Raw genomic sequence first — 23,499 nt, forward strand, 5'->3', positions numbered from 1 at the left:
CTTTTTGTTATTGGTCCCGACTTCAGTGTAGACGCCGCCTGCGCAAAGGTACAGACGACGTGACGGGTTACAGCCGCTGGCGAATGGCGGACACGCTCCGGGCGATGGCATCTGGTTCATCGGTAGCCACCCGCAGACAATGCCGTTGTTCATCACTGGTCAGCGGCTCAAGTGTATCGAGCTGGTGGCGAACGACATCAATAGTGGCGTCCGATGGTTCGGTTGCGGAGCTTTGACGCTGCTGCAGCCAGCGTTCAATGGTCTCCAGAGGTGCTTCGCAGTGCAGGATCAGACAGGCTGCCCCTTGATCTTCTATTGCTTGGCAGATCAGCTCGCGCTGAAGGTGCTTGAGGTGCGTGGCATCGACAACAAGTGGGTAGCCGGCAGCCAGTATATGTTCGGCCAGGCTGGCCAGGCGCTGATAGGTTTGCTGATTGCGTTCGGCGCTGTACAGGCCGGAATCAATAGTGCCGCCGCCAGCACTGCCGAACAGGCGCTTGCGCTCTATGTCAGAGCGCAGGCGAATGGCGCCCAGTTGCTCGACCAGGGCCAGTGACAGGGTGCTTTTGCCGCTGCCGGATACGCCGTGAGTGAGCAAGCCGATGCGCTGAGGGATCTGGGTGTAGCCCTCGGCCAGGGCTGCATAGCTGTGGTAGCGCTGCAGTACCTGCTGGCGCTCGCTTGCACTGACATTCTCCTGCGTCAGCCGCAGCAGGGCAACCTTGGCACGCACCATGGCACGGAACGCTTTGTAGTAGTTGAGGACTTCCAGTCCGGCGTAATCGCCAGTGTGTTCCAGGTATCCATTGACGAAACGGTTGGCCAGAGCATCAAGTCCGCGGTCTTCCAGATCCATTGCCATGAACGCAACGTCGCTCATGACATCGATCCAGCGGAAAGCTTCATTGAACTCAATGCAGTCAAACAGGGTCACTTGTCCGTTGACCAGAGTGACATTGTCCAGGTAAATGTCGCCGTGGCATTCGCGAATAAAGCCTTCCGCCTTGCGCTGGGCCAGTTGTGCCTGCAGGCGAGCATGGGTGGCATGAGCCCATTGTTCGAGTTGCTCCAGCTGTGCGAGGTCATCCGGATCATCAATCAGGCTGCGGATGTGTGTGAAATTTTCCGCTACCGGTAGATGCACGGTATCCGGTTCACCCCAGGCCGCGTCGGGGCTGGCTCGATCGATGCGCTGATGGAAGTCGGCGAGGCGGGCAGCCAGTTCGTCGATGTGGTCGGTAGTGAGTTGCCCTGCGGTTTGCAGGTTGCCGAGCAGGTCCTGTTGACGGAATTGACGGGTTTTGACCATGTATTCGATGATCTCGCCGTCGCCAGTCAGATTGGGATTCTCGGGTGTGCCATACACCGGAACCAGGTCGAGGTATAGCTCGGGGGCAAGTCGACGATTCAGGCGCAGCTCTTCGGCGCAGAAATGGGCCCTCTGGTCCAGGCTGGAATAGTCGAGAAAGCCGAAATTGACTGGCTTCTTGATTTTGTAGACGTAGTCGCCGGTCAGCAACACCCAGGAGATATGGGTTTCCATCAGGGTGAAGTCGGTTACCGGGTGGTCATACAGAGCAGAATTTTGCAAGGCGTTCAGCAGCGTGGTGCTCACAGGATGTCCTTGGTCGAGATGTCAGAGAAAACAGGTTGCAGGTCGCGCCAAGCGCAAACCAAGTCGGTAAGATACAGAGTAACAGATTCGTGGCGGCGGGCAGTGTGCAGCCTTGGGCAAATCAAGAGCATGATATGGCAAAAAAACGCAGGAAAAATAGTAAGCAGCCTCGGCGCTGGCTACGCTGGACGGCCTTGTTGGTACTCAAGCTCGGGCTTGTCGGGCTGGTTTTGTTTGTCGGCCTGGTGGTCTATCTGGATGCCGTCGTGCAGGAGAAGTTTTCCGGCAAGCGCTGGGCTGTGCCGGCGCAGGTCTTTGCTCGCCCGTTGGAGTTGTACGTCGGACAGGGTTTGAACCGGGATGAGTTTGTCGATGAGTTGACCGCTTTGGGCTACCGAAGCCTGTCGGCTGCACGTCAGCCGGGCCAGTTTGCCGCCAGCGCTCAGCGTGTGGATTTGCATACGCGTGGTTTCCGGTTTTTTGAGGGAGTGGAGCCGGCTCGGCCGTTGAGTGTCCACTTTCACGGTAACCAGGTCAGTGCCTTGAGTGGCCCGGGTGATCCGGTCATGGCCCGCCTGGAGCCTCTGGTGATCGGTGGCATTTACCCCGCCCATAATGAAGATCGCATTCTGGTTCGCCTCGACCAGGCACCACCTTATCTGGTTGATGCCTTGCTCGCGGTGGAAGACCGGGAGTATTTCCAGCATTTCGGTATCTCTTTCAAGGGTATTGCCCGGGCCTTTTACGTCAATGTCAGGGCCGGTGGTCTGGTACAGGGTGGCAGTACCCTGACTCAACAATTGGTGAAGAATTTCTTTCTGACCAATGACCGCAACCTGGTGCGCAAGGGTAACGAGGCCATCATGGCAGTGTTGCTCGAGCGGCATTACTCGAAAGAAGACATCCTGGAGGCCTACCTCAACGAGGTATTCCTTGGCCAGGACGGCCGCCGAGCCGTGCATGGCTTTGGGCTTGCCAGCCAGTACTACTTTGCCCAGCCGCTGCACGAGCTGGAGTTGCATCAGGTAGCCTTGCTGGTGGCGATGGTCAAAGGGCCATCCATGTATAACCCGCGGCGGCATCCACAGCGCGCCCAGGCCCGGCGTGATCTGGTGATCAGCATGCTGGCAGAGCAGCAGGTGATTAGTGCGGAGCAAGCCCGGCGTGCCCTGGCCAGGCCGCTGGATGTTGCCCAGCGCGGACGGTTGGCGGATTCCAGTTATCCTGCCTTTATGGATCTGGTGCGCCGCCAGCTGCGTGAAGACTATCGCGATGAGGACCTGAGCAGTGAAGGTCTGCGCATCTTTACCAGCTTTGATCCGCTGATTCAGAACAAGGCGGAAAACGCGGTGAAAACTACCCTGGAACGCCTGAACCTGTCTCAGGAGGATGCCGCTCTGGAGTCGGCAATGGTGGTGACTGCGGCGCAGACAGGCGAGATCATGGCGCTGGTGGGTGGCAGCAATCCGCGTTTTTCCGGGTTCAATCGGGCGTTGGATGCATCACGACCGGTGGGCTCTCTGATCAAGCCGGCCATTTACCTGACGGCTCTCGAGCGGGCTGATCGCTATTCCCTGATCAGCCCGGTGGAAGACTCGCCGATCACTCTGGACGCCGAACCCGGGCGCACCTGGTCCCCCCAGAACTACGGCCGGGAAAGTCACGGCGTGGTGCCTTTGCATGCAGCCTTGAGCAGTTCCTATAACCAGGCTGCGGTGCGGCTTGGTGTTGAGCTGGGGGTGCCCGAGGTGCTGCGTACCGTCGAGCGTCTGGGCGTGGAACACCGTTGGCAGCCCTTCCCTTCCATGTTGCTGGGCTCGGGAAGCCTGACGCCGGTGCAAGTGGCAGATATGTATCAGACCATGGCCAATGGCGGGTACAATACCCCGCTTCGCGGGATACGCAATGTGTTGACCGCTGAGGGCGATCCGCTGCGACGTTATCCCTATGAGGTTCAGCAGCGCTTTGATCAGGCCAGTATCTATTTGCTGCAAGAGGCCCTGAGCAGGGTGATGACTGAAGGCACCGGGCGTTCAGCCTATAATTATTTGCCGGCCAATCTGCGAGTGGCGGGCAAAACCGGAACCACCAATGACTTGCGCGACAGCTGGTTCGCCGGTTTCTCCGATGATCTGGTAGCGGTGTCCTGGATTGGCCGGGATGACAATGCAGCGACCCGGCTCACCGGTGCGACTGGCGCCTTGCAGGTGTGGAGCCAGTTCATGCGTGATGCCCGGCCACGCAGCCTGTCTCGTGTGCCACCGTCCAGTGTGCGAATGGCCTGGGTTGATCCGGTAACCGGGCAGGGTAGCGATGAGAGCTGCCCGGGAGCTGAACGGGTTGCCTTCCGTGCTGGTTATGAACCGCTGCCGGGCCCGGGATGTCAGCCGACGCTGCCGGAGCAGCAGTCCGGCTCAGAGGATGGTGGCAGTGTATTGGACCGTATTCGCAGCTGGTGGCAGTAACCGGCGGTGACAATCAACCAGGGGATGAGGATAGATCGATGAGCAAACGACTGGGCTGGATGATTGCAGCAGCTTTGCTGGTAACAGGCTGCGCCGGAACCGGAGGAGCAATTCCGGTAGTGGACTCGGGACGCACAGTGTCCAATGACGACCGGCCCGGCATGACGCCGGCTGTACCTGCACCATCTACCGAGCGCGAGCCGGTAGTGGTCCTGGTGCCTGACGGTTCTGGTGGGTCGCGTCCGGTTGAGTCATGGCCGGTTGACTCTGCTGACTCGGCTCCATCACCCGGCCAGCCGGCAACGTCAACTCCCGATGACTCGACATTGCGGGCGGATGAGCAACTGGATGGCCCCGTATTGGCTCTGCTGACGTCTGCGCGGAAGCAGGAAGGGCAGGGCGATCTGAATGCCGCTTCTGCAAGCCTTGAGCGAGCCATGCGCATTGCCCCGCGGGAGCCTCAGGTACTGCATCGGCTGGCTCAAGTGCGCTTGGCCCAGGGTGATGCCGTTCAGGCGGAGCAGTTGGCCCAGCGTGGCCTGGGTTACGCTGACGGCCGGCCGGCATTGAAAGCCAGCCTGTGGCAACTGATTGCCGAAGCACGTGAGGCGCAGGGTGATCGCTCGGGAGCCGAACAAGCCCGTGAGCGGGCTCGCGTGGTGCTCTGAAGTGAGTCCCCGGCGGCGAATGGTGCGCCAGCATCTGGAGCAGCTTGAACAGGTTTTGCGACAACTGGGTTTGTGGTCGCAGCAGCCGCCGGAGCCAGACTATCTGGCCAGTCAGACCCCGTTCTGTGCCGACACGCTGGCTTTTGAAGAGTGGCTGCAGTGGGTTTTCATACCGAGAGTGAACAGTATTCTCGACCGGGGTGAGCCATTGCCGGATCGCTGTGCGCTGCGGCCGATGGGTGAGCAGGCCTTGATGCGCCTTGGCCGGAGGCGGGTCGACCTGCTGGTGTTGCTAGGGCAGATCGACCACCAGGTTCAGTCGGCGCAGTAGGTTTCCAGGTTGTTGCGGGTTTCCGCGATCATTTCCTGGCGAACATCCTCGCCCATGACTTCCAGTTCGCCCTCATCATTGGTGAAGCGCAGGCGCGGGTTGTCCAGCAATGTCTGCAGGCGCTGCTCCAGTTCGCGGCACTCTTCCTCTTTTTTTGCCTTGCGCTCGTCCGCGGCTCTGCGGTCTTCGGCGGACTGCTCGCGCTGGCGCTGACGCTCGTCCGCATCCGGCCGCACTTCGGGTTGCCGCAGCTGTCCGCCAGGCGGGGGGGCCGTGCGTTGCTGTACGCGCTCATAAGCCCGGTCGGTGGGTGGGTTCTGGCCGAACTGAGCCACGCCGTCATCATTAACCCAGCGGTACATTTCAGTGGCCAGGGCGCCGGCGCTGAACAGGCACAGGGTGGCAGCTATAAGCAGGGTGCGCATAGGTTGTCCTTTCCTCATATTGGGCAGCAGTTGTCCAACTATAGCGAAAAGCACGGCAATGCGCATATAGACACATGCTTTTGTCTCACTTGACTTGACTTGTGCGCCTTGAGTGTAAACAATTCGTGGTTCACACAAGCATTGCCATCCAGGAGTTAACCGCTCCGGCTGTCATGCTGATTGCTCAATCCAGGAGGCGCCACCCGCTTGCTCCTGGCCTGGCACCCGCACGCGCTACCTCGCGCAGGGTGAGGCGGTTCCAGCACCACATGGTCGACCGCCTCCAATGCATGTAGTCAAGCTGATGCACCGGCAACTACCGTCGCTGGCTGCGCTGCCGAGCAGTAAACAGGTATCCTGCCGTCCGCCTTTGGTTGACGGCACGCTAGAGGTGATTCAAACGTGGAGCTTTTATCCGGCGCTGAGATGGTCGTCCGCTCATTGCGTGACGAGGGTGTTAAACATATTTACGGGTACCCGGGTGGTGCCTTGCTGCACATCTATGACGCAATTTTCCGTCAGGATGATGTCGAGCATATTCTGGTACGCCACGAGCAAGCTGCTGCCCACATGGCAGATGGTTATGCGCGGGCGACCGGCAAGGCCGGTGTGGTGCTGGTTACCTCCGGTCCGGGGGCGACCAATACCATAACGGGTATTGCTACTGCCTATATGGATTCGATTCCCATGGTCATTATTTCCGGTCAGGTAGCGAGTACCTCGGTAGGTACTGATGCCTTTCAGGAAACTGATATGGTGGGCGTATCGCGGCCGATCGTGAAGCACAGCTTCATGATCAAGGATCCGCGCGAAATCCCCGAGATCATCAAAAAGGCTTTCTATATCGCGCAGACGGGTCGTCCGGGTCCGGTCGTGGTTGATATCCCCAAGGATATGACCAATCCGGCCGACAAGTTTGAGTACAGCTACCCGAAAAAGGTCAAGCTGCGCTCCTACAATCCGGCGATTCGTGGCCACTCCGGCCAGATCCGCAAGGCCATGGAGATGCTGGCAGAAGCCAAGCGTCCGATCATCTACGCCGGTGGCGGGGTGATACTGGGTGGCGGCTCCAAGCAGTTGACCGAGTTGGCCAAGGAGCTTGGTGTGCCGGTGACCAACACCCTGATGGGGCTGGGTTGCTTCCCGGGTACCGATCGCCAGTTCGTCGGTATGCTGGGTATGCACGGCAGCTACACCGCCAACATCAGCATGCATCATGCAGACGTCATCATGGCGGTCGGTGCACGCTTCGACGATCGGGTAGTCAATGGTGCGGCCAAGTTCTGTCCGAACGCTCGCTTTATCCACGTTGATATCGATCCGGCCTCCATCTCCAAGACCATTCGTGCCGATGTGCCGATCGTGGGTCCGGTTGATGGCGTACTGGCGGAAATGGTCAGCATTGTCAAAGAGAGCGACCTGCGTCCCGGCAAGGAGGCGCTGACCAGCTGGTGGAAGCAGATTGACGAGTGGCGCGGTGAATCACTGTTCCCCTATAACAAGGGCGACGGCACTATCATCAAGCCGCAGGCGGTCATCGAAGCTCTGTTCGAGGTGACCAAGGGTGATGCCTACGTGACGTCGGATGTTGGCCAGCATCAGATGTTTGCTGCCCAGTATTACCCTTTCGACAAGCCCAATCGCTGGATCAACTCCGGTGGTCTCGGCACCATGGGGTTCGGCTTCCCTGCGGCAATGGGCGTGAAGATGAATTTCCCGGACGCGGATGTCGCCTGCGTAACCGGTGAGGGCAGCATCCAGATGAACATCCAGGAGATGTCCACCTGCCTGCAGTATGACCTGCCGGTGAAGATCATCAACCTGAACAACCAGGCATTGGGCATGGTTCGTCAGTGGCAGGACATGCAGTACAACAGCCGTTACTCGCATTCCTACATGGACTCGCTGCCTGACTTCGTCAAGCTGGCCGAGGCCTATGGGCATGTCGGTATGCGCGTTGAAAAGCTGGCCGATCTCAAGGGTGCGATGGAAGAAGCCTTTGCCCTGCGTGACCGCCTGGTATTCATGGATATCTGCGTGGATACCTCCGAGCACGTTTATCCGATGCAGATCAAGGATGGCGCAATGCGTGACATGTGGCTGAGCAAGACGGAGCGTACCTGAGATGAGACACATTATTTCCGTACTGCTGGAAAACGAGCCCGGTGCCTTGTCCCGTGTCGTGGGTCTGTTTGCCCAGCGCAACTACAATATTGAAACCCTGACTGTGGCACCGACAGACGACCCGACCTTGTCTCGTCTGACCCTGACAACGGTGGGCCACGACGAAGTGATTGAGCAGATCACCAAGAATCTGAACAAGCTGATCGAGGTGGTCAAGCTGGTCAATCTGTCGGAAGGCAGTCACATTGAGCGTGAACTGATGCTGGTCAAGGTCAAGGCGACTGGCGCTCAGCGTGCCGAGGTCAAGCGCACCACGGATATTTTCCGTGGCCAGATTGTCGATGTCACCAGCAGTGTGTATACCGTGCAGCTGACCGGAACCAGCGACAAGCTGGACAGCTTTATTGAGGCCATTGGTACTACATCGGTGATGGAGGTCGCTCGGACTGGCGTCTCCGGTATATCCCGTGGCGAGAAAGTACTCAGCATTTAACCATTTAACGCCGCCGAGCCGAATGGCTCGGCACAGGAAACAGGGGAACTTCATGCAAGTCTATTACGATAAAGATTGTGATCTGAGCATCATCCAGGGCAAGAAAGTAGCTATCATCGGTTATGGTTCGCAGGGCCACGCCCACGCCTGCAACCTGAAAGATTCCGGTGTTGATGTCACCGTTGGTCTGCGGACCGGTTCTGCCTCGGTCGCCAAGGCCGAAGCGCATGGTCTCAAGGTGACTGATGTGGCGAGTGCCGTTGCCGCTGCGGATGTGGTCATGATCCTCACCCCTGACGAGTTCCAGGCCCAGCTTTATCGTGACGAAATCGAGCCGAACCTGAAGCAGGGTGCAACCATGGCATTTGCCCACGGTTTTGCTATCCACTACAACCAGATCGTGCCGCGCAAGGATCTGGACGTGATCATGATCGCACCCAAGGCGCCAGGCCATACCGTGCGTACCGAGTTCACCAAGGGTGGCGGTATCCCTGATCTGATTGCTGTATTCCAGGATGCATCCGGCAATGCCAAGAATGTGGCCCTGTCGTACGCTTCCGGTGTTGGTGGCGGCCGTACCGGTATTATCGAAACCACCTTCAAGGACGAAACTGAGACCGACCTGTTCGGTGAGCAGGCGGTTCTTTGCGGTGGCGCGGTCGAGCTGGTCAAGGCCGGCTTCGAGACGCTGACCGAAGCAGGCTATGCGCCGGAAATGGCGTACTTCGAGTGCCTGCACGAGCTCAAGTTGATCGTTGACCTGATGTACGAAGGCGGCATCGCCAACATGAACTACTCGATTTCCAATAATGCCGAGTATGGTGAGTACGTAACCGGTCCGGAAGTCATCAACGACGAATCCCGTGCTGCCATGCGCAACGCACTGAAGCGCATTCAGTCTGGCGAGTACGCCAAGATGTTCATCGCTGAAGGCGCACACAACTACCCGTCGATGACAGCGGCGCGTCGCATCAACGCGGCCCATCCGATCGAGCAGGTTGGTGAGAAGCTGCGTGGCATGATGCCGTGGATTTCTGCCAACAAGATCGTCGACAAGAGCAAGAACTAAGGCTTGTCGGAATGATGAAAAACGCGGCTACGGCCGCGTTTTTTGTGTGTGGCATTTGCTGCACAAGGTTAATTCGCGCAAACTGATCAGTCTATTTTGCTTGCAAGGTAACCCCATGAGTGATGAAAACAAGCCGTCCAATAATACTGATGATCAGCTTGATGAAGGGCTCAGCCTGTTTCCGATTGATGAGCATGTTGAAGAAATAGCCGGTCCGGATGGCAAGAAAGTGCGGCACAAAGGCATTTATCTGTTGCCCAACCTGTTCACTACCGCTGCCTTGTTCTCGGGTTTTTATGCCATCGTCAGCGCAATGGATGGCAACTTCGCCAATGCAGCCATCGCCATCTTCGTCGCCATGGTGCTGGATGGGCTCGATGGTCGTGTAGCGCGCCTGACCAATACCCAGAGTGCCTTTGGTGCCGAGTTCGACTCGTTGTCTGACATGGTTGCTTTTGGTGTGGCGCCGGCGCTGGTGGTATTCAGCTGGGCGCTGAATGATCTTGGCAAGGTCGGCTGGGTATTTGCCTTTGTCTTCGTTGCTGCGGCAGCCCTGCGTCTGGCGCGCTTCAATACGCATATAGGCAGTGATGACAAGCGCTTCTTCACCGGGTTGGCCAGTCCGGCTGCGGCAGGCCTGGTGGCCGGCATGGTGTGGGCACTGACCGATTTCGGGGTTGATGGTGGCGAAATTGCACTCTTGGTCGGGGTGTTAACGGCGCTGGGTGGCCTGCTGATGGTCAGCAACGTGCGTTATTACAGCTTCAAGGATTTTGATTTGCGCGGTCGGGTGCCATTCTTCGTAATTCTGTTGGTGGTGCTCGTATTTGCCGTGGTATCAACCGATCCGTCGCGTATTCTCTGGATGATCTTTATTGTCTATGCGTTGTCTGGCCCGGTTCAGGCCCTGTGGCGCTGGCGCCAGCGGCGGCAGGCGAAGAAGTCTGGCGCTGATACATCGCCGGAATGATCTGATTGAGGGCGGCAGCCGATCAATTAAAGCTTGACGGCAAACCTGAGCGGCCTATAATGCGCGTCTTGCTGAGCGGGGCTGTTTTGTAAAAGCTCTTTTTTATCAACAGGTTATCTCTTCTTTCGGGTTGCAATAACAGTTGACAGCAAGGTGCGGCGCAGTAGAATACGCCGCTCGTAACCACCTCTGCGGAGGTTGCCGGAGTGCTTCTGGTTGAAGCGTCTCCAGGCAGTAAAAAAGGTTGCAAAGAGGTGTTGACGAGCAGGGTTTCTGCTGTAGAATACGCCTCCCTGACACGCACAAGGCCTTGGCCTGGCGGGTCGGACAAGCCGGATTTGAAGTTCAGTTGCTCGCAACGAAATGTTCAAAAAAAGCTTGACGAATTAGAGGCTTAGCGTAGAATGCGCGGCCTGGTCCAGCGGAAACGCAGACCGAATCGCTCTTTAAAAAATTGGAATCAAGTAATTCGTGTGGGTGCTTGCTCAGGGTCTTGATGATCGACAGATTATCAGCCAAGCAAGTTACTCTGTGAATTCATGAGTTTATTTGTAAAGGCTGAGCCAAGTTTAGGATTTTTTCAAAATCCGAATTGATTTAAAACTGAAGAGTTTGATCATGGCTCAGATTGAACGCTGGCGGCAGGCCTAACACATGCAAGTCGAGCGATTGAAGGGAGCTTGCTCCCTGATTTAGCGGCGGACGGGTGAGTAATGCCTAGGAATCTGCCTGGTAGTGGGGGACAACTCGGGGAAACCCGAGCTAATACCGCATACGTCCTACGGGAGAAAGTGGGGGATCTTCGGACCTCACGCTATCAGATGAGCCTAGGTCGGATTAGCTTGTTGGTGAGGTAACGGCTCACCAAGGCAGCGATCCGTAACTGGTCTGAGAGGATGATCAGTCACACTGGAACTGAGACACGGTCCAGACTCCTACGGGAGGCAGCAGTGGGGAATATTGGACAATGGGGGCAACCCTGATCCAGCCATGCCGCGTGTGTGAAGAAGGTCTTCGGATTGTAAAGCACTTTAAGTTGGGAGGAAGGGTTGTACGTTAATAGCGTGCAATTTTGACGTTACCAACAGAATAAGCACCGGCTAACTCTGTGCCAGCAGCCGCGGTAATACAGAGGGTGCAAGCGTTAATCGGAATTACTGGGCGTAAAGCGCGCGTAGGCGGTCAAGTAAGATGGGTGTGAAATCCCCGGGCTCAACCTGGGAACTGCATCCATAACTGCTTGACTAGAGTACAGTAGAGGGTGGTGGAATTTCCTGTGTAGCGGTGAAATGCGTAGATATAGGAAGGAACACCAGTGGCGAAGGCGACCACCTGGACTGATACTGACGCTGAGGTGCGAAAGCGTGGGGAGCAAACAGGATTAGATACCCTGGTAGTCCACGCCGTAAACGATGTCAACTAGCCGTTGGGGACCTTGAGTCTTTAGTGGCGCAGCTAACGCACTAAGTTGACCGCCTGGGGAGTACGGCCGCAAGGTTAAAACTCAAATGAATTGACGGGGGCCCGCACAAGCGGTGGAGCATGTGGTTTAATTCGAAGCAACGCGAAGAACCTTACCTGGCCTTGACATGCTGAGAACTTTCCAGAGATGGATTGGTGCCTTCGGGAACTCAGACACAGGTGCTGCATGGCTGTCGTCAGCTCGTGTCGTGAGATGTTGGGTTAAGTCCCGTAACGAGCGCAACCCTTGTCCTTAGTTACCAGCACGTTATGGTGGGCACTCTAAGGAGACTGCCGGTGACAAACCGGAGGAAGGTGGGGATGACGTCAAGTCATCATGGCCCTTACGGCCAGGGCTACACACGTGCTACAATGGGCGGTACAGAGGGTTGCCAAGCCGCGAGGTGGAGCTAATCTCTCAAAACCGTTCGTAGTCCGGATTGGAGTCTGCAACTCGACTCCATGAAGTCGGAATCGCTAGTAATCGCGAATCAGAATGTCGCGGTGAATACGTTCCCGGGCCTTGTACACACCGCCCGTCACACCATGGGAGTGGGTTGCTCCAGAAGTAGCTAGTCTAACTTTCGAGAGGACGGTTACCACGGAGTGATTCATGACTGGGGTGAAGTCGTAACAAGGTAGCCGTAGGGGAACCTGCGGCTGGATCACCTCCTTAATCGAAAGATCACAAACGCTGTTCAAGCACTCACACGAATTACTTGATTCCCTGGTTTTGGCGATTGGCATGTGGCTCTGTGAGCTGCAACAAGCCCAGATGATTGGGTGGTGAAAAGCCCGAGGCAATTGGGTCTGTAGCTCAGTTGGTTAGAGCGCACCCCTGATAAGGGTGAGGTCGGCAGTTCGAATCTGCCCAGACCCACCAATTGTCGAGGTGTGAAGGTCTGAAGGGGCCATAGCTCAGCTGGGAGAGCGCCTGCCTTGCACGCAGGAGGTCAGCGGTTCGATCCCGCTTGGCTCCACCATCGCCGCACAAAAACCGGATATGACACAGAGTACAGACAGGAATGATCCTGGGAGCTTGCTCCATTAGAATCGATCATTGCTGTCTGGTCTTTGCGCCAGACGTTCTTTAACAATTAGGGTTTGTGATAGAAGTACAGCGTATACAGTGTTTCACTGCATTGTATACAGCTAAGGTAACTTGTGATCTCAAGCAAGTTCCGGATTGTCGTGAATCATGTCAAATACCTATGACAGCGAATGATCGGCTTACCCACGGGTTTACCTGGCGGGTGTGCAGATTGTTTGGGGTTATATGGTCAAGTGAATAAGCGCATACGGTGGATGCCTTGGCAGTCAGAGGCGATGAAAGACGTGGTAGCCTGCGAAAAGCTTCGGGGAGGTGGCAAACAACCTTTGATCCGGAGATGTCTGAATGGGGAAACCCACCCAACACAAGTTGGGTATCACACACTGAATACATAGGTGTGTGAGGCGAACCCGGGGAACTGAAACATCTAAGTACCCGGAGGAAAAGAAATCAACCGAGATTCCCCAAGTAGCGGCGAGCGAACGGGGACTAGCCCTTAAGCAGTTTTGAGTTTAGTGAAAGGTTCTGGAAAGTTCCGCCATAGTGGGTGATAGCCCCGTACACGAAAAGCTCTTAGCTGTGAAATCGAGTAGGTCGGCGCACGTGAAACGTTGACTGAACATGGGGGGACCATCCTCCAAGGCTAAATACTCCTGACTGACCGATAGTGAACCAGTACCGTGAGGGAAAGGCGAAAAGAACCCCTGTGAGGGGAGTGAAATAGAACCTGAAACCGTATGCGTACAAGCAGTGGGAGCGGACTTGTTCCGTGACTGCGTACCTTTTGTATAATGGGTCAGCGACTTATATTTTGTGGCAAGCTTAACCGTATAGGGGAGGCGTAGGGAAACCGAGTCTTAATAGGGCGTTTAGTCGCAAGGTATAGACCCGAAACCGGGCGATCTATCCATGGGCAGGTTGAAGGTGCCGTAACAGGCACTGGAGGACCGAACCGACTACCGTTGAAAAGTTAGCGGATGACTTGTGGATAGGAGTGAAAGGCTAATCAAGCTCGGAGATAGCTGGTTCTCCTCGAAAGCTATTTAGGTAGCGCCTCGTGTATCACCACTGGGGGTAGAGCACTGTTTCGGCTAGGGGGTCATCCCGACTTACCAAACCGATGCAAACTCCGAATACCAGTGAGTGTCAGCACGGGAGACACACGGCGGGTGCTAACGTCCGTCGTGAAAAGGGAAACAACCCAGACCGTCAGCTAAGGTCCCAAAGTTATGGTTAAGTGGGAAACGATGTGGGAAGGCTTAGACAGCTAGGAGGTTGGCTTAGAAGCAGCCATCCTTTAAAGAAAGCGTAATAGCTCACTAGTCGAGTCGGCCTGCGCGGAAGATGTAACGGGGCTCAAACCATACACCGAAGCTACGGGTTCATCTTAGGATGAGCGGTAGAGGAGCGTTCTGTAAGCCTGTGAAGGTCAATTGAGAAGTTGGCTGGAGGTATCAGAAGTGCGAATGCTGACATGAGTAACGACAATGGGAGTGAAAAACTCCCACGCCGGAAGACCAAGGGTTCCTGCGCAACGTTAATCGACGCAGGGTGAGTCGACCCCTAAGGCGAGGCCGAAAGGCGTAGTCGATGGGAAACGGGTTAATATTCCCGTACTTCTAGTTACTGCGATGGGGGGACGGAGAAGGCTAGGCCAGCAAGGCGTTGGTTGTCCTTGTTTAAGGCGGTAGGCTGAGATCTTAGGAAAATCCGGGATCTTAAGGCCGAGAACCGATGACGAGCTTTCTTTTATGAAGGCGAAGTGGTTGATGCCAAGCTTCCAGGAAAAGCCTCTAAGCTTCAGGTAACTAGAAATCGTACCCCAAACCGACACAGGTGGTCAGGTAGAGAATACCAAGGCGCTTGAGAGAACTCGGGTGAAGGAACTAGGCAAAATGGCACCGTAACTTCGGGAGAAGGTGCGCTGGTGAGGGTGAAGTATTTACTACGTAAGCCCATGCCAGTCGAAGATACCAGGCCGCTGCAACTGTTTATTAAAAACACAGCACTCTGCAAACACGAAAGTGGACGTATAGGGTGTGACGCCTGCCCGGTGCCGGAAGGTTAATTGATGGGGTTAGCTTCGGCGAAGCTCTTGATCGAAGCCCCGGTAAACGGCGGCCGTAACTATAACGGTCCTAAGGTAGCGAAATTCCTTGTCGGGTAAGTTCCGACCTGCACGAATGGCGTAATGATGGCGGCGCTGTCTCCACCCGAGACTCAGTGAAATTGAAATCGCTGTGAAGATGCAGTGTATCCGCGGCTAGACGGAAAGACCCCGTGAACCTTTACTATAGCTTTGCACTGGACTTTGAATTTGTTTGTGTAGGATAGGTGGGAGGCTTTGAAGCGTGGACGCTAGTTCGCGTGGAGCCAACCTTGAAATACCACCCTGGCAACTTTGAGGTTCTAACTCTGGTCCGTTATCCGGATCGAGGACAGTGTATGGTGGGTAGTTTGACTGGGGCGGTCTCCTCCCAAAGAGTAACGGAGGAGTACGAAGGTGCGCTCAGCACGGTCGGAAATCGTGCGTAGAGTATAAAGGCAAAAGCGCGCTTGACTGCGAGACCAACACGTCGAGCAGGTACGAAAGTAGGTCTTAGTGATCCGGTGGTTCTGTATGGAAGGGCCATCGCTCAACGGATAAAAGGTACTCCGGGGATAACAGGCTGATACCGCCCAAGAGTTCATATCGACGGCGGTGTTTGGCACCTCGATGTCGGCTCATCACATCCTGGGGCTGAAGCCGGTCCCAAGGGTATGGCTGTTCGCCATTTAAAGTGGTACGCGAGCTGGGTTTAGAACGTCGTGAGACAGTTCGGTCCCTATCTGCCGTGGACGTTTGAGATTTGAGAGGGGCTGCTCCTAGTACGAGAGGACCGGAGTGGACGAACCTCTGGTGTTCCGGTTGTCACGCCAGTGGCATTGCCGGGTAGCTACGTTCGGAAGAGATAACCGCTGAAAGCATCTAAGCGGGAAACTTGCCTTGAGATGAGATCTCACCGGGAGCTTGACTCCCCTAAAGGGCCGTCGAAGACTACGACGTTGATAGGCTGGGTGTGTAAGCGTTGTGAGGCGTTGAGCTAACCAGTACTAATTGCCCGTGTGGCTTGACCATATAACACCCAAGCAATCTGGTGTGTATGGACAGATGAACGACAAGACGGACTTGTGGGATCACCGTTACCAGACAACTATCACAACCCTATTGGCCCTGGCGTGGTAATCCACGACAGTGCAAAAGAATTGCTTGACGACCATAGAGCGTTGGAACCACCTGATCCCATTCCGAACTCAGCAGTGAAACGACGTATCGCCGATGGTAGTGTGGGGTTTCCCCATGTGAGAGTAGGTCATCGTCAAGCGCCAAATAAAGAAACCTCGCCATTTGGCGGGGTTTTTTTATTTCTGTTTCATGGATAATCCTTCTGTTACTACCACCGTCCATGTGACAAATTCGCCGGGAGCGAATTTGGACAGCCGCAGGCTGCCCGCAGGGCGCGTGCCTGGATGGCACGCGTCAATGTAGGTCATCGTCAAGCGCCTATACTGAAACGCCCCGCTCTGGAAACAGTGCGGGGCTTTTCTTTGTGCGCAGGAAAGCGGCTAACGGAAAGCCTCCAGCCCCAGCCTCCAGCGAAACCCACCAGCAGAAAACAGTCCGAGGGTGTTCAAAACTCTGTGTCACCGACAGCAGCGTCACAGGCTGATGTATTCGTCCAGGCGCTCGGGGAAGTGGATGGCCATCTGTGACAGCGTCAGGTTCCAGTTCTGAACGGGGTGGGTCCAGCGCTCGGATGCCTTAAGTATACCGGCATAGAGCAGCTTCAGTAAGGCGTTCTCACTGGCAAAGCCGCCCTTGGTCTTGGTCAGCTTGCGGAACTGGCGATGCACAGCCTCCACCGCATTGGTGGTGTAAATCGCAGTGCGGACGTAATCGGGATACTTGAAGTAGGCCGATAGGGTCGGCCATTTGCCCCGCCAAGACTTGATCACCATTGGATATTTCTCGCCCCATTTGGCTTCCAGTTCATCGAGTGCGATTTCTGCGGCGTTCAGCGTTGCAGCCTTGTAGACGGGCTTCAGATCAGCCATGAAGGCTTTCTGGTTTTTCGATGCGACATACTTCAGCGAGTTGCGTATCTGGTGAATCACGCAATGCTGGATTTCCGTTTTCGGGTAAATGCTCTCGATGGCTTCCGGGAAGCCTTTCAGGCCATCTACACAGGCGATCAGGATGTCCTTAACGCCACGATTGTAGAGGTCTGTCAGCACGGAGAGCCAGTGATGGGCGCCTTCCTGGTCGGACAGATACAGGCCAAGCAGCTCCTTCTTTCCCTCGATGTTCAGGGCGAGAATGGTGTAGATGGCCTTGCTGACGTAACGCCCGTTTTCCTTGATTTTGTAGTGAATGGCGTCAAGCCAGACAATTGGATAGATGACTTCAAGATCACGCTCTCGCCATGCCTGTAGCTCTGGCAGAAGTTTGTCGGTGACAGCATTGATGGTGCCGTTGGACAGCTCAATATCATATAACTCAGCAATGTGAGCGCGGATGTCCTGGTAGCTGTTGCCGAGCGCAAACAGGGCCAGGATTTTGCGCTCCAGCTCATCGGTCAGGTGCGTCTGGTGTTTCTTGATAAGCTGGGGCTCGAAGGTGCCGCTGCGGTCACGGGGCGTCTTCAATTCGAAGCTGCCGACGGGGCCTTTCATGGTCTTGCCGGTCGTGCCATTCTTGCGGTTCGGCGTGGCTTCTTTGGCAAGATGATTGTCCAACTCAGCCTGCATGGCGGCTTCGGTGAGTTGCTTGATCAACGGCGTGAGAATGCCGTCTTTACCGGTCAAATCCTGGCCGTCACGCAGGGCTTGCAGGGCGGCGTCAATGTCGAATGTGGGTTTGCTCATGGTTCACCTCTCTGATGAGTAGATTAAAGAGGTGACACAGAATTATGAACACTACCAACAGTCCCCTACACCTGCCCACCCCCGATACCTCCAGCCGGAAATCCTTGATTGCCACTTGTCAGCATGTTGCAGTAGGTTACATGACCGCACCGGCGGTTAATGTCAGATATAATCAGCGCTGTCGATGGAAGCATACATTGCCTTGTCGCATGCTTTGTTTGCACGTCTCTTACAAGGATCCGCCGTGACCGACTCCCGCAAGCCCAGTTTCCTCCGCCAGATCACTCCGATACGTCTCGCGATCATTATGGCGATTGTATTGGCTCTATGGTTGCTGCTGGGCGAGAAGCGCAGTGCGCAAGAAAAGGCACCGGTAGCAGAGGAGCAAACCGAGCAGACGTTGTCCCGGGTTGAAACCCGCTGGTTCCAGGCTGAGTCACTGCCAAGAGAGCAGGTTCTGCAGGGTCAGTTGCAGCCGTGGCAGAGTGTGCGGGTAATGGCTCAGGTTTCCGGGCGTGTGGAAAAGTTGACCCGCCAGCAGGGTGACCGCGTCAGCGATGGAGACGTATTGCTGGAACTGTCAGATGAGGGGCGTAGCCAGTCACTGGCGCAGGCCAGGGCCATTTTGCGTTTGCGACAAAAAGAGCTGGATAGTGCGCGCCAACTCAGAGCATCCAGTTTTGCCACCGAGACCGAGGTGATCCGCCTGGAAGGTGAGGTGGCCCGTGCCCAGGCTGACCTCAGCGCGGCAGAACTTGCCGTGAAATACAATCTGCCGGTAGCACCCTTCTCAGGTGTGATTGATAGGCACTATGTCGAGGTAGGTGAATTCGTCCAGTCAGGCACCGAGCTTATGTCCTTGGTCAACGTGGAGCGTTTAAAAGCCACCGCGCAGATACCGCAACAGGATGTCGGCAGAGTCGAGGTTGGGCAGAAGGTCAAGCTGAACTTGCTCGACGGTCGGGAGCTGGATGGCGAAGTGCGCTTTATCAGCCTCGCCGCTAATCCTGAAACGCGCAGCTTCTACGTCGAAGTAGAGGCCAGCAATCCCGAGCTTTGGCGTATTGCGGGGGGCAGCGTAACCCTGCGTATCCAGTTGGCGTCGGTTATGGCCCATCAGTTTTCTCCTGCGCTCCTCAGGCTTGGAGCGGATGGCGAACTGGGTGTTCATGCTGTTGATGCCGATGGCCAAGTGGTCAATTATCCGGTGCAGGTGGTGTCCATGACCAATGAGGGGGCAACGGTTGAGGGCTTGCCGGAGAAGGTGCAGCTGATTACCCAGGGTGCGGGTTTTGTTACCCCGGGACAGGATGTGGAACCGGTAGTGGTGGAAAACCAGGATACGGGTTTGGAAACTGACCGTACTGGGCCATTGCCAGGTGCGGGGGCCATGGAATGAGTCAGATAATTCACGCCGCGATAGGTCGCAGTCGTGCGGTTATCACTCTGTTGGTTTTCCTGTTTGTCGGTGGCCTGGTCGCCTATAACGCTATCCCCAAGGAGGCCAATCCTGATGTAGCCATACCCATGATGTATGTCTCCATGACGTTGGACGGCATCAGCCCGGAGGATGCCGAACGCCTGCTGGTGCGACCGATGGAGCACGAGCTGCGTTCTTTGGAAGGCATCAAAAAGATGACGGCGGTTGCCAGTGAGGGACACGCTTCGGTAATGCTGGAATTTGACGCCGGCTTTAATGCTGACAAGGCCCTGACTGACGTACGCGAAAAGGTTGATGCGGCCCGCAGCAAGTTACCCAGTGAGGCAGACGAACCCACGGTCAATGAAATCAATGTGGCACTGTTTCCAGTGCTGTCGGTGGGGTTGGCCGGACCGGTATCGCAGAGTCAGCTGGTCTACATCGCTCGCCAATTACAGGAAAACATTGAAGCCATTCCGGAGGTGTTGGAGGTAGAGATAGGTGGTGATCGGGAAGACCTGCTGGAAATCGTTGTTGACCCGCAGGCACTTGAATCCTACGGGTTGGACTACATGGAGCTGTTCAATCTGGTATCCAACAACAATCGCCTGGTAGCTGCAGGCAGTCTGGATACCGGTGAAGGTCGTATGTCAGTCAAGGTACCGGGGGTGATCGAAGATATCGATGACATGCTCAACATGCCGGTTAAAGTGGATGGTGACAGCGTGGTCACCTTTGCCGATATTGCCACCCTGAGCCCGGGTTTCAAGGACCCACTCGGCTTTGCCCGGATCAACGGGCAACCTGCCATGGTTCTGGAAGTGAAAAAGCGCGCCGGGGCCAATATCATCTCGACCATCGAGCAGGCTCGCACAGTAGTAGACCAGGCCCGTGAATACTTCCCTGAAGGGATGGAAGTGCACTACATCATGGATGCTTCCACGGAAGTGGAAACCATGCTCTCGGACTTGCTGAACAACGTCCTGACCGCCGTGGTGCTGGTACTGATTCTGATAGTCGCGACCATGGGACTGCGCTCGGCGCTGCTGGTCGGCATCACCATTCCCGGCGCCTTTCTCGTTGCTATCCTGGTGCTCTATCTGATCGGCTTCACGATGAACATCATCGTGCTCTTCTCCCTGATTCTGGTGGCCGGGATGCTGGTTGACGGCGCCATCGTGGTGAGTGAACTGGCCGACCGAAACGCCAGTGAGGGGCAGCCCCCGGCGCAGGCCTGGGGCAATGCTGCGTCGCGTATGGCCTGGCCGATTATCGCCTCGACCGCCACCACTATCGCCGTGTTTGGTCCGTTGTTGTTCTGGCCTGGCATGGTCGGGCAATTCATGCGTTATCTGCCTGCCACCGTCATCATTGCGTTGCTGGCCTCTCTGTTGATGGCACTGATATTCCTGCCGGTACTGGGCTCGTTGAAACGTCACAGGCCCGCAGCGAGCGGGGAGGGTGCGAGTGGAACAGGCAAGGCTTATGGCTCGCTCCTGGCCAGGCTGCTGCGCCGTCCAGGGATTACCCTTACCGGCATGCTGCTATCCATTGCGCTTATCTTTGTCGCTTATGCAAGCTTCAACCACGGGGTGGAGTTCTTTCCCGAAGTGGAGCCGGAATCCGCTCAGGTACTGGTTCGCGCGCGGGGCGATCTGTCTATCCATGAGCGCGACGCACTGTTGCAACAGGTAGAACAGCGCTTGCTGGGTCTCCCGGAAGTAAAGGCGTTGTATGCCCGCTCGCTGGTGACGGCCAGCAGCGAGTTGCCCCCGGATGTTGTGGGCACCTTGCAGTTCCAGTTTGTCGACTGGCACGAACGTCGGCGTGCAGCCACTATTCTGGATGAAATGCGTGACCTGACCGCCGATGTGCCCGGGATTATTCTGGAGTTTCGCCGCCAGGAAGATGGGCCTGCAGCAGGTAAACCAATTGAGTTGCAGGTCAGTGGAGCGGACCAGGACAGCATCGATGTGGCCGTGGATCGGTTGATAGCAGAGATGGACAGTATGGGGGGCTTTGTCGATATCGAAGATGATCGCAGCTTGCCGGGGATCGAATGGCGGGTAAAGGTTGATCGAGCTGCCGCCGCCCGCTTTGGTGCCGATGTACTCATGGTAGGTAATGCCGTCCAGATGGTCACCAATGGCTTGCTGTTGGCACAGTATCGGCCAGAGTATGCCCGGGATGAAGTGGATATCAGGGTACGTTTCCCGCAAAGCTGGCGTTCGATCGAGGAAATGACCCGGCTAACGGTGCAGACGCCTCGAGGTCAGGTACCGATCAGCAACTTTGTCACCGTGTATCCGGCACCCAAAACCAGCGTGATCAATCGTATTGATGGCAACCGTGCGATCACCATCAAGTCTGACCTGGCCGAGGGCATGCAAGTGGGTGAGCGACTCAATGCCCTGCTCAACAGCGGTGTGGATCTCCCCGAAGGCGTAATCGTTGATACTGCAGGCGAGGGCGCTGACCAGCAGGAAGCGGCCAACTTCCTCGGAACGGCCTTTGTGGTCGCCATCTTTCTGATGCTGCTGATTCTGCTGGTGCAATTCAACAGCTGGTACCAGGCCCTGCTGGTCATGTCGGCTATCGTATTCTCCACCGCTGGCGTGCTCATGGGGCTGCTGCTCAACAGTCAGCCTTTTGGCATCGTCATGGTCGGCATGGGCATCATCGGGCTGGCAGGCATTGTGGTGAACAACAACATCGTACTGATCGATACCTACAACCAGATCCGTGCTGAAGGCGTCTCGGCCCTGGACGCTGCGCACCAGACCGGTTGCCTCAGGCTGCGCCCGGTGTTGCTCACCTCCATTACTACGGTACTGGGTCTGATGCCGATGGTATTGGCGGTCAACGTCAATCTGCTTGAGCCCAGCCTGGGTTTCGGTGCACCCTCGACCCAATGGTGGACCCAGCTGTCCAGTGCCATCGCTGGCGGGCTGACCTTCGCCACCATCCTCACGCTGTTTATTACGCCGTGCCTGTTGGTGCTCGGGGACAACATCCGGGAGAGGTTTGTGGCTCGGCGGGCAAGCCCTCAGGAGGCCTGAGTAAGCCACTGCTTCAGCAGGCTCACACAGGTCTCGATCTCGCGCTCACTGGCACTGGCAAACCCCATGACCAGGCCGGTTTTGCCAGCACCGCCAAGGAAGTGGGCACTCAGCGGCGTGCTGCCAAAGCCCCGGTTTCTCAGCCAGCGGCTCAGTGCCAGATCATCGAATGGGCCCTCCAGTACCAGGTGCATGCCGGCACTTTCCGCAATCGGCGTGACCAGTCCGGCAAGCTCCTTGGTAACGCGCCGCTGAAAGTGCAGCCACTTGCTGCGGTATAGCTGGCGCATTCGGCGTACATGCCGGGCGAACTGGCCGCTTTCCATGAACTCGGCGATGGTTGCCTGGCTAAGCAAGGGACTTTCACCGCCGTTGATCTGCTTGGCCAGCACGAAATGATCCACCAACGGCTCTGGAACAACCAGGTAGCCCACGCGCAGGGCGGGTAGCAGCGTCTTGCTGAAGCTGCCGACATAGAGTACCGGTGTGTTGTCGAACATGCCCTGAATCGCGGCGAACGGCTTGTTGTAGAAATGAAACTCGCTGTCGTAATCGTCTTCGATGATCCAGGTCTGGTTACGCTGAGCCCAGCGCAGCAGGGCCATGCGTTGCGCAATATCGAGGATGCCACCCATGGGGTATTGGTGGGTAGGTGTGCAATACAGCAGCCTGGCAGGCCCCAGCGCGGCCAGCGCATCCACACCCAGTACCTGTTGCTTCAGTGGTACCGGGGTCAGCGGATTGCCAAGCGCGGCGAGCGCATAGCGGGCGCCGCGGTAGCCGGGGTCTTCGCTGAAGACGTGATCATCCGGTTGCAACAGCACATCGCCTATCAGCGACAGCGCCTGCTGGGCACCGTTGGTGATGATCACCTGATGCTCCTGACAACGCACGCCGCGGGCAGAGCGCAGATACTCGGCAATGGCCCGGCGCAAGGGCTGATAGCCTTGGGTGCTGTCGTAACCGCGCAGATGCCGACGACTTTCCTGATGGTGCAGGATGCGATTCCAGCTGCGAACCGGGAAGGCATCCAGATCAGGCAGGCCCGGCTGAAAGGGCAGGTTGGCATCCTCGGCTCTGTTGATCTTGCTGACAGGCAGCGCAGGGATTGGAGGTAACGCCTCGCCGAGACTGGAAGCTCTGGCAGAGCGCTTTGTTTCGCGCAGCAGGTCGGCGTTGATGTCCGCATGCACGAACACGCCTTTGCCGGCCTGGCTCTGCAAGAAGCCCTCTGCTTTCAGCTGGTCATATACTGCGTTGACCGTGTTGCGGCTGACGCCCAGATCAGCGGCAAGTTGGCGGCTGGATGGCAGGCGTTTGCCCGGCAGATAACGGCGCTGGATGACGCGCTGCGCAATCTGCTGGTAGAGCTGTTGCTGGAGCGGGCTGGAGCTATCCAGCTGAATATCATCGATCACGCTACTGGTCCTGTAAAAATTCACA

At 56.5% G+C, this 23,499-nt stretch carries 13 protein-coding genes, 2 tRNA genes and 3 rRNA genes; 14 read left to right on the plus strand and 4 right to left on the minus strand.

Annotated elements, in window-relative coordinates:
• Nucleotides 1–67: 67 nt before the first annotated feature.
• The gene (locus tag BLU07_RS00105) at nucleotides 68–1,615 is read right to left on the minus strand and encodes a bifunctional aminoglycoside phosphotransferase/ATP-binding protein (RefSeq protein ID WP_092382971.1); all 1,548 of its coding nucleotides are present in this window, start codon (nucleotides 1,613–1,615) and stop codon (nucleotides 68–70) included.
• A 134-nt stretch (nucleotides 1,616–1,749) separates the two neighbouring features.
• Between BLU07_RS00105 and mrcB the strand changes: the two genes are divergently transcribed.
• From mrcB to BLU07_RS00120, 3 genes are read left to right on the plus strand one after another with little or no spacing between them, the layout of a single operon-like run.
• Nucleotides 1,750–4,080, plus strand: a complete 2,331-nt coding sequence (mrcB, locus tag BLU07_RS00110; RefSeq protein ID WP_092382973.1) for a penicillin-binding protein 1B — start codon at nucleotides 1,750–1,752, stop codon at nucleotides 4,078–4,080.
• A 38-nt stretch (nucleotides 4,081–4,118) separates the two neighbouring features.
• On the plus strand, nucleotides 4,119–4,748 hold the full coding sequence (locus tag BLU07_RS00115; protein WP_092382975.1) for a tetratricopeptide repeat protein: 630 nt from the start codon (nucleotides 4,119–4,121) through the stop codon (nucleotides 4,746–4,748).
• 1 nt (nucleotide 4,749) lies between these two features.
• A complete protein-coding gene (locus tag BLU07_RS00120; RefSeq protein WP_231701661.1) occupies nucleotides 4,750–5,079 on the plus strand; it encodes a YqcC family protein in 330 nt (109 codons plus the stop codon).
• On the opposite strand, the gene BLU07_RS00125 is transcribed toward BLU07_RS00120, so the two are convergent.
• On the minus strand, nucleotides 5,064–5,504 hold the full coding sequence (locus tag BLU07_RS00125) for a DUF4124 domain-containing protein (RefSeq protein WP_157719023.1): 441 nt from the start codon (nucleotides 5,502–5,504) through the stop codon (nucleotides 5,064–5,066). The two genes, BLU07_RS00120 and BLU07_RS00125, sit on opposite strands and share 16 nt — an antisense overlap.
• 402 nt (nucleotides 5,505–5,906) lie before the next feature.
• Between BLU07_RS00125 and BLU07_RS00130 the strand changes: the two genes are divergently transcribed.
• The 9 genes from BLU07_RS00130 to rrf all read left to right on the plus strand — a co-directional run bounded on the left by BLU07_RS00130 (nucleotide 5,907) and on the right by rrf (nucleotide 16,037).
• Entirely contained in the window at nucleotides 5,907–7,628 is a 1,722-nt protein-coding gene (locus BLU07_RS00130) for an acetolactate synthase 3 large subunit (protein WP_092382981.1), read from the plus strand.
• A gap of 1 nt (nucleotide 7,629) precedes the next feature.
• Complete coding sequence (gene ilvN / locus BLU07_RS00135) at nucleotides 7,630–8,121, plus strand: acetolactate synthase small subunit (protein WP_092382983.1); 492 nt, start codon at nucleotides 7,630–7,632, stop codon at nucleotides 8,119–8,121.
• A gap of 22 nt (nucleotides 8,122–8,143) precedes the next feature.
• Nucleotides 8,144–9,190 (plus strand): ketol-acid reductoisomerase, encoded by a 1,047-nt coding sequence (gene ilvC, locus BLU07_RS00140; protein ID WP_092382984.1) that lies wholly within the window; start codon nucleotides 8,144–8,146, stop codon nucleotides 9,188–9,190.
• A gap of 115 nt (nucleotides 9,191–9,305) precedes the next feature.
• Nucleotides 9,306–10,160: a CDP-diacylglycerol--serine O-phosphatidyltransferase gene (gene pssA / locus BLU07_RS00145; protein ID WP_092382986.1), complete on the plus strand. Its 855-nt coding sequence runs from the start codon at nucleotides 9,306–9,308 to the stop codon at nucleotides 10,158–10,160.
• Nucleotides 10,161–10,760: 600 nt separating this feature from the next.
• Nucleotides 10,761–12,297, plus strand: a 16S ribosomal RNA gene (locus BLU07_RS00150).
• Between the two features lie 130 nt (nucleotides 12,298–12,427).
• A tRNA-Ile gene (locus BLU07_RS00155) sits at nucleotides 12,428–12,504 on the plus strand.
• A 24-nt stretch (nucleotides 12,505–12,528) separates the two neighbouring features.
• A tRNA-Ala gene (locus tag BLU07_RS00160) sits at nucleotides 12,529–12,604 on the plus strand.
• 295 nt (nucleotides 12,605–12,899) lie between these two features.
• A 23S ribosomal RNA gene (locus tag BLU07_RS00165) occupies nucleotides 12,900–15,790 on the plus strand.
• Nucleotides 15,791–15,921: 131 nt separating this feature from the next.
• Nucleotides 15,922–16,037 (plus strand): 5S ribosomal RNA (gene rrf, locus BLU07_RS00170).
• The 16S, 23S and 5S rRNA genes sit together here with 2 tRNA genes alongside, the layout of an rRNA operon.
• A gap of 334 nt (nucleotides 16,038–16,371) precedes the next feature.
• Here the strand turns inward: rrf and BLU07_RS00175 are convergent.
• A complete protein-coding gene (locus BLU07_RS00175; RefSeq protein WP_092382989.1) occupies nucleotides 16,372–17,577 on the minus strand; it encodes an IS256 family transposase in 1,206 nt (401 codons plus the stop codon).
• Between the two features lie 244 nt (nucleotides 17,578–17,821).
• Here BLU07_RS00175 and BLU07_RS00180 point away from each other — a divergent pair, with 244 nt between their 5' ends.
• Together BLU07_RS00180 and BLU07_RS00185 are read left to right on the plus strand one after the other, a co-directional pair.
• Nucleotides 17,822–18,976: an efflux RND transporter periplasmic adaptor subunit gene (locus BLU07_RS00180; RefSeq protein WP_197675037.1), complete on the plus strand. Its 1,155-nt coding sequence runs from the start codon at nucleotides 17,822–17,824 to the stop codon at nucleotides 18,974–18,976.
• A complete protein-coding gene (locus BLU07_RS00185) occupies nucleotides 18,973–22,056 on the plus strand; it encodes an efflux RND transporter permease subunit (protein ID WP_092382993.1) in 3,084 nt (1,027 codons plus the stop codon). The genes BLU07_RS00180 and BLU07_RS00185 overlap by 4 nt, the downstream gene beginning before the upstream one ends.
• On the opposite strand, the gene pdxR is transcribed toward BLU07_RS00185, so the two are convergent.
• Nucleotides 22,044–23,474, minus strand: coding sequence for a MocR-like pyridoxine biosynthesis transcription factor PdxR (gene pdxR / locus BLU07_RS00190; RefSeq protein WP_092382995.1), 1,431 nt, complete (start codon nucleotides 23,472–23,474; stop codon nucleotides 22,044–22,046). The genes BLU07_RS00185 and pdxR overlap by 13 nt on opposite strands.
• Nucleotides 23,475–23,499 lie beyond the last annotated feature (25 nt).

Origin of the sequence: Halopseudomonas salegens (assembly GCF_900105655.1) — a bacterium.
In the GTDB taxonomy this organism is placed as follows: Bacteria; Pseudomonadota; Gammaproteobacteria; order Pseudomonadales; family Pseudomonadaceae; genus Halopseudomonas; species Halopseudomonas salegens.